Raw genomic sequence first — 13,248 nt, forward strand, 5'->3', positions numbered from 1 at the left:
TGTGATGCGAACGATTGCAGGATTATCAGAATATTACAAACCGGCCGTTCTTATAGCGTCAGTCCCGCCGTCTGGTCGAACCCGGCCATCAGGTTGAAATTCTGCACCGCCGCTCCGGCCGCGCCCTTGCCCAGATTGTCGAGCGTCGCGACCAGTCGCGCCTGACCCGTCTCCATATTGCCGAACACGCGCAGCGACAGGCGGTCGGTACCGGCATCGGCTTCGATCGGGATCGCGCTGTCGTCGCCGTCGAGTACGCGCACCACCGGCGATTCGCGATAGGCCTCGCGCAGCGTCTGTTCGATCGCCGACAGGCTGGGGCGGCGGTGAAAGGCGAACAGCGGCAACGGCACCTCGACCACCATGCCCCGATAGGCGCGGGCGACCGAAGGCTGGAACAGCGGCGGATGGGCGAGGCGAGCGTGGCGCTGCATTTCCGGCACATGCTTGTGCGCGAGCGACAGGCCGTAGCCGAGCCACGCTGTATCGGTCTCGCCATTCTCGAACGCGGCGATCATCGCCTTGCCGCCGCCCGAATAGCCCGAGACGGCGTTGACGCTGACCGGCCATTCGTGCGGGATCAACCCGGCGCGGACCAGCGGCCGGACCAGCGCGAGGAAGCCGGTCGGATAGCAGCCGGGGTTCGACACCCGCATCGCCGTCGCGATCGCGCCGGGCTGCGCCGGCTCTAGTTCGGCCATGCCATAGGTCCAGCCATCAGCGACGCGGTGCGCGGTCGAGGCGTCGATCACGCGGGTCCGGTCGTTGTCGATCAGCGACACCGCTTCGCGAGCCGCGTCGTCGGGCAGGCAGAGGATGACGAAATCGGCATCGTTCAGCGCCTCGCGCCGTGCCGTCGCGTCCTTGCGCCGGGCATCGTCAAGGGTGATGAAGTCGATCTCGGTCCGGCCCGACAGCCGGTCGGCGATTTCGAGTCCGGTGGTGCCGGCGGCACCGTCGATAAACACGCGAACGGTCATGCGGGGCGCCTCCGGGCGCGAATGGGGCCGAACCGGTCGAGCGCGGCGACGGGTTCGCACCGCACGACGTCGTCGGCATGGATGGCGGTATCGCTATCGACCAGCATTGCGACATGGTCGTTAAAGTAGATCAAATCGCCGCGTCGCAGCGGATCGCCGACGACCAGCGGCGTGCCGATCGTCTCGGCCTGCAGGTCGAGGAAACGGGGCGGGGGCGACCCGGCCAGTGACAAGGCGAGAAAGATCAGACCGGCGGCATCGACACCCTCGGCGGACCGGCCTCCGGGGACGGTCGGCACGCCCTGCAACCGGGTCGCGTAGACGAGCGGATCGCCGGGATCGTCGCTGAGCGGCAGGAGCGTCGCGCGCAGGACATACCCGCCGTCGATCTCCGCCCATTCGTCATTCGCCGGCACCGCCGCGACGCGGCAGCCCATCGGCAGCGACAGGGGCAGGGGGCGGTCGAGCGACCGATCGGCATGCAGAACCGCTTCGGCAGCCACGACGACATGCGTCGCGTCATATGCCTCGACCAACATATCACGCGGCACGAAGCCGACGCTGCCGTCGATCGGCGAGCGGCCCCAGCCATGGGTCGAGGTGAATTCCAGCACATCGAACGGTTCGCCGGCAAGCGCCTGCGACACGACGATGCCCTCGGGCGCATCGAGGATCGCCGTCGTAAGACCGACGCTGCGACGGGCGGGAACGGCATAATGCGGCGCGAACACCCGGTCGGCGAGGCGAATATCGGCCAGATCGCGACGGACCGCGTCGATCCGGGAATCGAGCGCGACCGACCGTCCGCTCAGGGCAAAGCGGTTACGCGCTGGCGCGTCGTTGGAAGTCGCCGACGCCGTCGCCGCCCATGAACTGCCCGAACTCTGCAAGAAAATTGGCCCCTTCGCTGGTCTGCGCGACGAAGATGTTGCGCTTGTCGGCATCGTCGCGTTGGCGGCGGAGATAGCCGAGCGTACCCAAACGATTCAAGGCGCGCGTTACGACCGGCTTCGATACGTTCAGCGCACGCGCTAAGCCGCGGACGGTATGAGGGCCGGGTTGCAGATAGACGATCATCATCAGCGCCATCTGGCGATTGGTCAGGTCCGGCTCGCCCGAGCGTACATAGTCGACCAGGCCGTCCATCCATTTTTTCAAGGGGATCGTGGGGAACATCGCAGCAACCTAACGTCGATACAGGCCGTGAGGCGGGGTCGAAAGATGAACGTCGCAATTGCGCGCTTGGTTTCCCGGTCGATACGATAATGTTACGGATTGATCGGTGGCGCTCGGTTGATTGGCGCGGCAGCCTCGCCTATGTGCCGCGCTTCGAACTCGCACTCCTTTCTTTCGGAAATGTTCCCCGACCATGTTCACCTTCCTGCTCGTCGTCCATGCGATCATCGCCGCGCTGCTCGTGACGGTGATCCTCATGCAGAAGTCGGAAGGCGGCGGGCTGACCACCGGCGGTAGCCCGTCGGGGCTGATGTCGGCGCGGGGAGCGGCCGATTTCCTGACGCGGGCGACCGCGATCCTCGCCGGGCTGTTCATCGCGATGAGCATCGCGCTGGCGGTGATCGCGGCGAATCGGGGGGCGAACTCGATCGATACCTCGCTGGCGCGGCCGACGACTCCGCCGCCCGCCGCCAGCGCGCCGGTCAATCCGGCCGCCGATCCGATCGGCAATCTGACGGGTGCCGACAACGGCGCGGTCCCGCTGGCCCGCTAAACCCACTTTCATCAACCGGTCCGTCGTATTTCGCGGGCGTGGGAGCAATCCCGCGCTTGGCGGCGATGGCGTTCGACGCTAGGCGATATCTCCCATGGCGCGGTATATCTTCATCACCGGCGGCGTGGTTTCGTCGCTCGGCAAGGGGCTCATGGCGGCCTCTCTCGCAGCACTCTTGCAGGCGCGCGGCTACAAGGTCCGCATCCGCAAGTTCGATCCCTATCTGAACGTCGATCCGGGCACGATGTCGCCCTATCAGCATGGCGAAGTCTATGTGACCGACGACGGGGCGGAGACTGACCTTGATCTCGGCCATTACGAACGCTTCACCGGCGTCGCGGCGCACCAGTCGGACAACGTAACGTCCGGCCGTATCTATCAGACGATCATCCAGCGCGAACGGCGCGGCGATTATCTGGGCGCGACGGTGCAGGTCGTCCCCCACGTCACCGACGCGATCAAGGCGTTCGCGCAGGCCGATACCGTCGATGACGACGGGCAGGACCTCGATTTCGTGCTGTGCGAGATTGGCGGCACGGTCGGCGACATCGAATCGCTGCCGTTCATCGAGGCGATCCGCCAGCTCAAGAACGAACTGGGCCGTGGCCGCTCGATCAGCATTCACGTCACGCTGGTGCCGTACATCGCGGCCGCGGGCGAACTGAAGACGAAGCCGACCCAGCATTCGGTGCGCGAACTGGCGGCGCTGGGCGTGCAGCCCGACGTGCTGGTGTGCCGCTGCGAAAAGCCGCTGCCGGCGAGCGAACGCGCGAAGATCGCGCTGTTTTGCAACGTGCCGGCGGGCGCGGTCATCCCCGCGCTCGACGCGCCGAGCATCTATGCGGTGCCCGAGCAATATCATGCCGAAGGGCTGGACGCCGAAGTGCTGCGCGCCTTCGGCATCGAACCGGAAGGCAATCCGGACCTGTCGCGCTGGAGCGACATCATGGACCGGCTCCAGAACCCCGAAGGCGAAGTCACCATCGGCGTGGTCGGCAAATATGTCGGGCTGCAGGATGCGTACAAGTCGCTGAACGAGGCGCTGGTTCATGGCGGGATCGCCAACCGGGTGAAGGTCAATATCCGCTGGATCGATGCGGAATTGTTCGAAGGCGATCACGATCTGGTCGCCGCCGAACTCGAGCCGTGCCACGCGATCCTCGTCCCCGGCGCGTTCGGCGAGCGCGGTGCCGAGGGTAAGATCGCCAGCGTCCGCTTCGCGCGCGAGCGCAAGGTGCCCTATTTCGGCATCTGCTTCGGGATGCAAATGGCCTGTATCGAGGGCGTGCGCACGACCGGCGGCATTCCGGATGCGTCGTCGACCGAATTTGGCCCGACCGAGGAACCGGTGGTCGGCATGATCACCGAATGGATGAGCCCCGAGGGCATCCAGAAGCGCGAATCGGACGGCGATTTGGGCGGTACGATGCGGCTGGGCGCCTACGAGGCGACGCTGACCGGCAATTCGGTGGTAGCGTCGATCTATGGCGGCACGACGATCAGCGAACGGCATCGCCATCGCTACGAAGTCAACACCGGCTATCGCGACCTGCTCGAATCGGGCGGGCTGGTCTTTTCGGGCATGTCGCCCGACGGGATGCTGCCCGAGATCGTCGAGCGGCCCGACCATCCATGGTTCGTTGGCGTGCAATTCCACCCGGAACTGAAGTCCAAGCCGTTCAACCCGCACCCGCTGTTCGCGAGCTTTATCGCGGCGGCGGTGAAGCAGTCGCGGTTGGTGTAAGTCGAACGACGTATTGGAGCGTCGCTAGCCGGCCTTATTCTGTGCAACCGATCATGAGGATATCCCCTGATCGGATTTGCAGGAGAAAGTCGTGCCAAACGCATTCGCCCAGCATCTACGCGAATTGAAGTATAATCCCCTTGCCGCACCGACCTCGCGGTTCGGCGTGATGTCGCTGGTTTACGAGCACAAGGGCAATCGAGGCTGGAGCTCGGATCTCGAATATCTCGTCCGCAACCCCACCAAGTCCGCGCCTGTCCCGAAAGACCCAAGCCCTGAAGGCGATCTTTCAGGCAGGGAGGTTAAAGAGTTGGAGGTGAAGGGTACGATCAATATTCTCAGCGGGTTGATTGCTGCCCTTGGCGGCGGGACGCTGGGTCTCCGCGGCGGTTTCGACACGGCGTCCACCGTTACGTTCCGGTACGGCGAAGTGACATCGGTCGAGGTCAGCGAAGCCGAACTGGACGACTATATCCAGTCCGGTACCAGCGACCGGGGTTCGGTGCCGGGCCGGTACCTTGGCGATCATCTCTATGTCGCCAATCGTGTCCTTCGCTCGCGCAACTTCGAAGTGTCAGCGAAAGACCAGTACGGCCGTTCGATCGGCCTTGATCTGCCCGTCATCAGTAAGGCGGTCGGTGCGAAGGTCGATACCAAATGGTCGGATACCAGCGAACGGACGATCGCCTTTACCGGCGATCTCGACGTCACCTTCGCATTTCAGGCGTTCCGCATCCTGGAAAAAGGCGGGCAGATGCGGATTTTCCCTGCGCAGGCGGGGGCAGGCGGGCTCGACAACCTGTTCAATCTCAAGGTCGACATCGCCGGTCTGGACCGCATGGGTGCGGACGTCGCCAGTCTGGAGCAACTAGACAGGGAGGCCGATGCGGATTCGCTGTCTTCGGTCGAGCAAGCGGTAATCAGCGATGACGTCGTAAAGTTCACTGCCCCGGAGGGCGGCGAGCTGGAATAACGAACGAGCGCCCGAACCCATCCGGTTCGGGCGCCCGCCCACGGCGCGCAAGGGAGCAGCGCGCCGTAGTTTAGGCAGCGTGTGCCGGATCGTCGGTCTTGGTCGCGTCGTTCGCGATGACCGGCTGTTCGGTCGTGCCGCCGATCGCAATCCGGCGCGGCTTCATGGCGTCGGGAACCTCGCGACGCAGGTCGATGGTCAGCAGGCCATCGGCGAGGTCGGCGTGTTCGACGACGATGAAATCGGCCAGTTCGAAACGGCGTTCGAAGCTGCGGTTGGCGATGCCCAGATGCAGGACCGCGCTCTTCTGTGCGTCGGTCTGGTCGGCCTTGCGGCCCGAGACGACGAGCAGGTTTTGCTGGGCGGTGATGTCCACCTCTTCACGCTTGAACCCGGCAATCGCGAGCGTGATGCGGTAGCGATCCTCGGCGAGGCGTTCGAGATTGAAGGGCGGATAATTTTCGCCCGTGGTCGCGCGCGCGTTGTTTTCTAGCATGTCGAACAGACGGTCGAAACCGATGGTCGAGCGGCGATACGGGGTGAAGTCGAAGCTACGCATGTCAAATCCTCCGAATGAAGCGAGTTGAACCGAGCGGCATCCACAAAGCGATGCCGGTTCGTGAACGGCCACAAAGGCACCGTTCGCGAACCGATATGGTTCGAAGATGAATAGCTTCAAGCGGATCTTCGGCGAATTTTTTGCGGCGCTCCGCGACCGATTGCTCGGAACAAGGGTGATTGATAGTCAGGGACTGCAACGCATCTTCGTCATTCCCGCGCAGGCGGGAATCCATAGCCGCTATCGCCTCCGATGGATCGGCGGCCCTGGCGCACATGGACGCCCGCCTGCGCGGGAATGACGATGGGGTGTGCGTCGGTCAAAGCCCCGTGTGATGGAGTGAATGTTGTCAGGTTGCGGATCGCCCGCTGTCCTACAAGAAGCGACCGCGCCATCATGCGCGATGGTCGGCCGGCACATCGACTTCTAGAGCGGTTTCCGATCAGGTTGGATCACCGGCACGGAGGTGATTTTGGTTCGCGGCGAGGCGCAAGGAGGGAGCGATGCCGAAGCATCGTGACCGACGAAGCAACGCTGCCCCGAGCCGAAATCGCCCCGCCGCGTCAGCGGTCGCCCGTAGGGCGATGACGGTGGTTCAAGCTGGTCGGAAACCGCTCTAGCCGCTTCTATCGATCGTATCGGTCGGCCCGACGAACTGCGGCAAGCGTGAACTTTGTGAACTTTGGCGCACGGCTGCTGCCAGCAGTAACCACAATAGATAACGATCCAAGTGACTTACGATCCACCGCGTGATCGGATGCCAAAGGAGGCCGGAAACCCGTCATGGCCTGCATCCCGGAAACCCAAGGCCCCAAAACGGCAAACGGCCGGACTGTCGCCAGCCCGGCCGCCTGCGTGACGATCGCTCGTCAGCCCCCTTGGTTGCCACCGCTTCTACGCCCCTTCCCCCCTTCCAGGGCGGAGCCGGTTGGCCTCCCCGAACCGTGGCCTTGCTTGCCTGCGCTTCGTGGCACTCTCGATACGGAACCGCGCCTATTCTGTCACCGGCTTTGCGGCAGCTTTGCTACGGTTTCCCTAACCATGTGTCGATTTGGCAACAGCATGGATTGAAGTCGGACCCGCGCCTACCTACAGCCCGACCAACGCCCCCGTTCGAGGACACCGACCGCCCTTATGCTGCTATCGCGTTACGAGCGGATGATCGCCCGCCGCTATCTCCTGCCCGGACGGGGCGAGGCGTTCATCGCGCTGGTCGCATCGATCAGCCTCGTCGCGGTAATGCTGGGTGTCGCTGCCCTCGTCATCGTGATGAGCGTGATGAACGGCTTCCGCGCCGAGCTGTTCGACAAGATCGTCGGGCTGAACGGCCATGCACTGATCCAGGGATACAACAACCAGTTGCCCGACTGGCGGCGCATCGCGGCGGAAGCTAGGCGAACGCCGGGCGTGACCAGTGCGACGCCGTTGATCGAACAACCGCTGTTCGCTACTTATAACGGACGTTCCGAATTCATCCTGATGCGGGGCATGCGGATCGAGGATATCCGCGACAACCCGACGATCCGCGACAATGTGAAACAGGGGTCGCTGAACGCGGTGACGCCGGGCAGCGGCAATGTCGTGATCGGCAGCCGGCTGGCCATGGCGCTGGGCGTGACCGTCGGCAGCGAGATCACGATTATCAGCCCGCAGGGGCCGACGACGCCGTTCGGCACGATGATCCGGCAGGTACCGTACCGCATCGCCGCGATCGTCGAGGTCGGAGTATATGATTACGACAAGGCGTTCGTCATCATGCCGATCGAGGATGCGCAGCAATTGCTGCTGACCGGCGATTCGGTCGGATCGATCGAACTGGAGACTTCCGACCCCGACGATGTCGACCGCATTTTGGCACCTTTACGCGAGAAATACGTCGCCAGCGCCCAGATCACCGACTGGCGACAGCTCAATTCCGAACTGTTCCAGGCGCTGTCGGTCGACCGCATCGTGACCTTCACCGTGCTGTCGATCATCATCCTGATCGCGGTGTTCAACATCCTGTCCTCGCTGATCATGCTGGTCCGGGCCAAGACGCGCGATATCGCGATCTTGCGCACGATGGGGGCGACACGCGGGGGGTTGCTGCGCATTTTCATGACGGTCGGTACGACGATCGGCGCGTTGGGCGTGGGGGCGGGGCTGATCCTCGGCTTCGTGTTCCTGACCTTCCGGCAGAAGGTGGTCGAGGGCATCGGCGCGGTGACAGGTATCGACATCTGGGACCCGACGATGCGCTATCTCACCGAATTGCCGTCGAAGGTCGATCCGGTCGAGGTGGTGACGATCGCGCTGGTCGCCTTGCTCTTCTCGTTCCTCGCCACGCTGTATCCGGCGTTCAAGGCGGCCAATACCGATCCCGTGCAGGTGCTGCGTTATGACTGAACCGGTCCTCCAGACCCGCGCATTGCAGCGGAGCTTTACGCAAGGCGCGGTAACGATCGACGTGCTGCGCGGTGTCGACCTGATCATCGCGCCGGGCGAGATCGTCGCGCTGCTCGGGCCGTCAGGATCGGGCAAGTCGACGCTGTTGCAGGCGGTTGGACTGCTCGAAGGCGGCTTCGAAGGCGAGATACTGGTCTGTGGCGAACAGGTCGCGAAGGCCGGTGCCAATCGCCGGACCGAGGTGCGGCGCGACCGGATGGGCTTCATCTATCAGTTCCATCACCTGCTGCCCGATTTCAACGCGCTGGAGAATGTCGTGCTGCCGCAACTGGTACGCGGCGGGACGCGGGCGGAGGCGAATGCGCGGGCCGAGGAATTGCTGACCGCGCTGGGGCTGGGCAAGCGGCTCGACCATCGCCCGAGCCAGTTGTCGGGCGGTGAACAGCAGCGGGTGGCGGTGGCGCGGGCGCTGGCCAATCGCCCGGCACTGGTGCTCGCCGACGAACCGACGGGCAATTTGGACGAGGCGACGGCGGACGTGGTGTTCGCCGAATTCATCCGGCTGGTGCGCGGGCAGGGGTCGGCTGCGCTGGTCGCGACGCATAACGAGCGGCTGGCCAACCGCATGGACCGGGTGGTCCGGCTCCATGACGGCGTATTGGCATGAGCGACCTGTACGACCTTCCGGTGCGGAGCGCCGACGGTGCCGACTCGACGCTGGCCTTGTATCGCGGCAAGGTCCTCCTGATCGTCAACGTCGCGTCCAAATGTGGGTTCACGCCGCAATATGCCGGGCTGGAGGCGTTGTATCGCAGGTTCGGCGCGCAGGGCTTTGCGGTGCTTGGCTTTCCGTGCAACCAGTTCGGCGGGCAGGAGCCGGGCGATGCGGCGGAGATCGCGCAATTCTGTTCGCTGACCTATGACGTCAGCTTTCCCGTCTTCGCCAAGGTCGATGTGAACGGCGCAGCGGCCGCGCCGCTGTTCCGGGCATTGAAGAAGGCCGCGCCGGGCGTGCTGGGCAGCGAGGGGGTGAAATGGAACTTCACCAAATTCCTGGTCGGGCGCGACGGGCGGGTGCAGCGGTTCGCGCCGACCACCAAGCCGGAGGACCTTGAAGGGGCGATCGTCGCGGCGCTGAGGTAATGTCCGCCTTTCGCGGCACCCGCTCCACGACATGCCCCGGCTGATGAGGGGGCATTTGTAACCGCTCCCCCACTGGTCGAATCACGGCCGGATGGTTAGGTCCATCGGATGGCGCATTCCGGGTTCGTACCGCTTCGTATCTTCTCCTCCTTCACCATGCTGGAAGGGGCGATCGATCCGAAGGCGATTGCCAAGGTTGCGCGAAAACTGGGATTTCCCGCCGCCGGCTTGTCCGATCGCAACGGGCTGTACGCGGCAATGGCGTTTTCGGATGCGTGCAAGGATCAGGGCGTGCAGCCGGTGGTCGGCACGTTGCTGGCCGTCGCGCGCCCGGGCGGCGCGGAGGGCGTCGAGCCGGAGATCGACTGGCTGCCGCTTTATGCCCAAGACGCGCGCGGCTACGACAATCTATGTGCGCTGGTTTCCATGGCGCATCTCGACCGACCCGTTGAGATTCCGGCGCATGTGCCGATCGATGCTCTGGTTGGGCGCAGCGAAGGGCTGGTCGCGCTAACCGGAGCAGGCGATGGCGCGCTGGCGCGGCTGTTCGCGGCGGGGCGCGAGGATGAGGCCGCGGCCTATGCCGACCGGTTGCAGGCGCTGTTCGGCGATCGGCTCTATGTCGAGATCGCGCGACGCGACGATGCGATCGAGGCCAAGGCGGAACCGCATTTGCTCGACCTCGCTTATGCCCGCGACCTGCCACTGGTAGCGACCAATCCGTGCTGTTTTGCCGATGCCGACTTCCACGACGCGCACGACGCCATGCTGTGCATCGCATCGTCCAGCTATGTTGCCAGCGAGGATCGCCAGCGTTCGTCGCCCCAGGCATGGCTGAAACCCGCGCCGGTGATGGAGCAGATGTTCGCCGACCTGCCCGAAGCGCTGGCCAACACGCTGGTCGTCGCGCAGCGTTGCGCGGTGGCCGCGCCCAAGCGCAAGCCGATCCTGCCCAGCCTTGCCGGCGATCGCGAGGGCGAGGCGCTGAAGCTGCGCGTCGATTCGCGCGCCGGCCTGGTCGACCGGCTTCGCAAGATCGTCGCGCTGGAGGAGGGCATGGTGACCGCCGAGGTAGCGGTCGAGGCGCCTGCGCCGTGGGAGGACACGCCGCCGCCCGCTGCGACCGGCGAGGTGCCGGAATTGTCCGAGGATGAACTGGTCGCGCGCTTCCCCGACTATTTCCAACGGCTCGACTTCGAACTCGACGTCATCTGCCAGATGGGGTTTCCAGGCTATTTCCTGATCGTCGCCGACTTCATTAAGTGGGCGAAGGATCACGATATTCCGGTCGGACCTGGCCGTGGTTCGGGTGCAGGCTCGGCGGTCGCCTGGGCGCTGACCATCACCGATCTCGACCCGATCAAGCTCGGGTTACTGTTCGAGCGCTTCCTGAACCCGGAACGCGTGTCGATGCCCGACTTCGACATCGACTTCTGCGAAACCCGACGTGGCGAGGTCATCCGCTACGTTCAGCAGAAATATGGCCGCGATCAGGTGGCGCAGATCATCACCTTCGGGAAACTGAAGGCACGCGCGGTGCTCAAGGACACCGGTCGCGTGTTGCAGATGAGCTATGGTCAGGTCGATCGCCTTGCCAAGCTGGTGCCGAACCACCCGACCGATCCTTGGACGCTGGACCGCGCGATCAACGGCGTGTCCGAACTGAACCAGCAATATGAGCGCGAAGAGGATGTCCGGCGGCTGCTCGACCTCGCCATGAAGCTGGAGGGGTTGCCGCGGCACAGCTCGACTCACGCGGCGGGCGTGGTGATCGGTGACCGGCCGCTGGCGCAGTTGGTGCCGCTGTATCGCGATCCCCGTTCCGACATGCCGGTCACGCAGTTCGACATGAAATATGTCGAAGGCGCAGGCCTGGTGAAGTTCGACTTTCTGGGCCTGAAAACACTCTCGGTCCTCAAATTCGCGGTCGAATTGTTGGCGCGGCGCGGGATCGTGGTCGATCTCGACAGCCTGCTTTGGGACGACGAAGCGACCTACGAACTGCTAAAGCGTGGCGACACGGTCGGCGTGTTCCAGCTGGAATCGGAAGGGATGCGGCGGACGCTGACCGCAGTGCGCCCGACCAATTTCGGCGACATCATCGCGCTGGTGTCGTTGTACCGGCCGGGGCCGATGGACAACATTCCTTCGTTCGGCGCGAGAAAGGCGGGGCGCGAGGAGTTGATCTACCCACACGACCTGCTCGAACCGATCCTGAAGGAGACCTACGGGATCTTCGTCTATCAGGAACAGGTGATGCAGGCCGCACAGATCCTGGCCGGCTATTCGCTCGGCGGCGCCGACATGCTGCGGCGCGCGATGGGTAAGAAGGTCAAGGCGGAGATGGACGCGCAGCGCTCGATCTTCGTGAAGGGTTGTGCCGAGGTGAACGGCATCCCGGCAGCCAAGGCCAACGAACTGTTCGACTTGATCGACAAGTTCGCGGGCTACGGCTTCAACAAGAGCCACGCGGCGGCCTATGCGTTGCTCGCCTATCAGACCGCTTGGCTGAAGGCGCATCATCCGCACGAATTCTTCGCGGCGTCGATGGCGTTCGATTATGCGCAGACGGATAAGCTGGCAATTTTTGTCGATGATATGAAACGGCTGCGGATCGAGTGCCTGCCGCCGTGCATCAACGCCAGCGACGCGACCTTCGGGGTCGAGGAGACCGAGAGCGGGCTTGCGGTGCGCTATGCGCTGTCGGCGCTGAAGGGCGTTGGCGAGCGCGCGATGGAATTGATGGTCGAGGAGCGCGCGGCGAAGGGTCCGTACAAGTCGCTCGACGATTTCGCGACGCGGGTCGACCCGAAGCTTTTGAACAAGCGCCAGATCGAGACGCTGGCGGCGGCGGGCGCGTTCGACTGTATCGCGCTCGACCGCGCCGGGGTCCATGCGCTGGCCGACGCGCTGATGGCGACGGCGCAGCGGACCGAGGCGAACCGGTCGAGCGGGCAGGGCGGCTTGTTCGGCGAGGCGAGCGGCGCGGTCGAGGCGGCGATCCGGATGCCCGACGTACATTGGTCGCTGACACAGGCGATCGCTGCGGAAAAGGACGCGTTCGGCTTCTATTTCTCTGCCCATCCACTCGATCGTTACGCTCATCTCGCCAGCGCCCATGGCGCGCGCAAGATTGCGGATCTAGCCGATACCCATGTCCCCGAGGGCGGGCGAGTCGGCGCGACGGTGGCGGCGTTGGTCGAGGATGCACGCTGGCGTACCTCCGCGCGGGGCAAGCGCTACATGATGGCGACCCTGTCCGACGCGACCGGACAGGTGCCGGTGACGTGTTTCGACGAGGGACCGGCGAACGATCTGGAAGCGGCGGGCAAGGTCGGCGGGTGCGGCCTGTTCACGCTCGAACTCGATCGCCGCGCGGGCGACGAGAGCGCGCGGGCGACCGTCAAGTCGCTCAAACCGTTCGATATGATCGCGCGCGACGTGCGGCTGCGGCTGGACCTCACCATCGACGATGCTGCCGCCTATCCGGCCTTGGCGGGATTGGTGATGGGCGAGCGTGGCGGGCGTGGTGAAATCTGGGTATCGGTACCTGCCATCGACGGAATCGAAGCTCGGGTATGTCTGGGTCGCGATTTCCGGATCGATGGCGAGCTTGCCGAACGGGTCGGCAGGCTGCAAGGTGTAGCGCAAGCGGCGTTCGATACGGTGAAGCCACCGATCGCCGCCGTCGGATAGGGGCGGCACAGCCCCGTTCGCGAAGGAGAGTGCGCGTGC

The 13,248-nt window shown here is 64.4% G+C and carries 12 protein-coding genes; 8 read left to right on the top strand and 4 right to left on the bottom strand.

The genetic code is table 11. The features are described 5' to 3' along the window. Positions 1 to 50: 50 nt before the first annotated feature. From argC to AAIO73_RS00120, 3 genes are read right to left on the bottom strand one after another with little or no spacing between them, the layout of a single operon-like run. Positions 51 to 980 (bottom strand): N-acetyl-gamma-glutamyl-phosphate reductase, encoded by a 930-nt coding sequence (gene argC, locus AAIO73_RS00110; RefSeq protein ID WP_345875474.1) that lies wholly within the window; start codon positions 978 to 980, stop codon positions 51 to 53. Then, positions 977 to 1,870 carry a C40 family peptidase gene (locus tag AAIO73_RS00115; protein WP_345875475.1) on the bottom strand — a complete coding sequence of 298 codons (894 nt, stop codon included), beginning with the start codon at positions 1,868 to 1,870 and terminating at the stop codon, positions 977 to 979. The genes argC and AAIO73_RS00115 overlap by 4 nt, the downstream gene beginning before the upstream one ends. Next, positions 1,803 to 2,126, bottom strand: coding sequence for a MarR family transcriptional regulator (locus tag AAIO73_RS00120; protein ID WP_056401160.1), 324 nt, complete (start codon positions 2,124 to 2,126; stop codon positions 1,803 to 1,805). The genes AAIO73_RS00115 and AAIO73_RS00120 overlap by 68 nt, the downstream gene beginning before the upstream one ends. 223 nt (positions 2,127 to 2,349) lie before the next feature. On the opposite strand from AAIO73_RS00120, the gene secG reads away from it, so the two are divergent. The 3 genes from secG to AAIO73_RS00135 all read left to right on the top strand — a co-directional run bounded on the left by secG (position 2,350) and on the right by AAIO73_RS00135 (position 5,426). Beyond that, positions 2,350 to 2,709, top strand: a complete 360-nt coding sequence (gene secG, locus AAIO73_RS00125) for a preprotein translocase subunit SecG (RefSeq protein ID WP_345875476.1) — start codon at positions 2,350 to 2,352, stop codon at positions 2,707 to 2,709. 94 nt (positions 2,710 to 2,803) lie between these two features. Continuing rightward, the gene (pyrG, locus tag AAIO73_RS00130) at positions 2,804 to 4,453 is read left to right on the top strand and encodes a CTP synthase (RefSeq protein ID WP_345875477.1); all 1,650 of its coding nucleotides are present in this window, start codon (positions 2,804 to 2,806) and stop codon (positions 4,451 to 4,453) included. A 91-nt stretch (positions 4,454 to 4,544) separates the two neighbouring features. Further along, on the top strand, positions 4,545 to 5,426 hold the full coding sequence (locus AAIO73_RS00135) for a gasdermin (protein WP_345875478.1): 882 nt from the start codon (positions 4,545 to 4,547) through the stop codon (positions 5,424 to 5,426). A 70-nt stretch (positions 5,427 to 5,496) separates the two neighbouring features. Here the strand turns inward: AAIO73_RS00135 and AAIO73_RS00140 are convergent, their stop codons facing one another. Next, positions 5,497 to 5,985 (bottom strand): Hsp20 family protein, encoded by a 489-nt coding sequence (locus tag AAIO73_RS00140; protein WP_242117426.1) that lies wholly within the window; start codon positions 5,983 to 5,985, stop codon positions 5,497 to 5,499. Positions 5,986 to 6,091: 106 nt separating this feature from the next. On the opposite strand from AAIO73_RS00140, the gene AAIO73_RS00145 reads away from it, so the two are divergent. From AAIO73_RS00145 to dnaE, 5 genes are all read left to right on the top strand, one after another. Beyond that, positions 6,092 to 6,286, top strand: coding sequence for a hypothetical protein (locus AAIO73_RS00145; RefSeq protein ID WP_345875479.1), 195 nt, complete (start codon positions 6,092 to 6,094; stop codon positions 6,284 to 6,286). 833 nt (positions 6,287 to 7,119) lie between these two features. Further along, positions 7,120 to 8,370, top strand: a complete 1,251-nt coding sequence (locus AAIO73_RS00150; protein WP_345875480.1) for a lipoprotein-releasing ABC transporter permease subunit — start codon at positions 7,120 to 7,122, stop codon at positions 8,368 to 8,370. After that, positions 8,363 to 9,037, top strand: coding sequence for an ABC transporter ATP-binding protein (locus AAIO73_RS00155; protein ID WP_345875481.1), 675 nt, complete (start codon positions 8,363 to 8,365; stop codon positions 9,035 to 9,037). The genes AAIO73_RS00150 and AAIO73_RS00155 overlap by 8 nt, the downstream gene beginning before the upstream one ends. After that, entirely contained in the window at positions 9,034 to 9,513 is a 480-nt protein-coding gene (locus AAIO73_RS00160; RefSeq protein ID WP_345875482.1) for a glutathione peroxidase, read from the top strand. Before AAIO73_RS00155 ends, AAIO73_RS00160 begins: the two co-directional genes overlap by 4 nt. Positions 9,514 to 9,621: 108 nt before the next feature. Then, on the top strand, positions 9,622 to 13,209 hold the full coding sequence (dnaE, locus tag AAIO73_RS00165) for a DNA polymerase III subunit alpha (protein WP_345875483.1): 3,588 nt from the start codon (positions 9,622 to 9,624) through the stop codon (positions 13,207 to 13,209). Positions 13,210 to 13,248: the final 39 nt, after the last annotated feature.

Source organism: Sphingomonas epibiotica (assembly GCF_039615155.1).
Lineage (GTDB): Bacteria > Pseudomonadota > Alphaproteobacteria > Sphingomonadales > Sphingomonadaceae > Sphingomonas.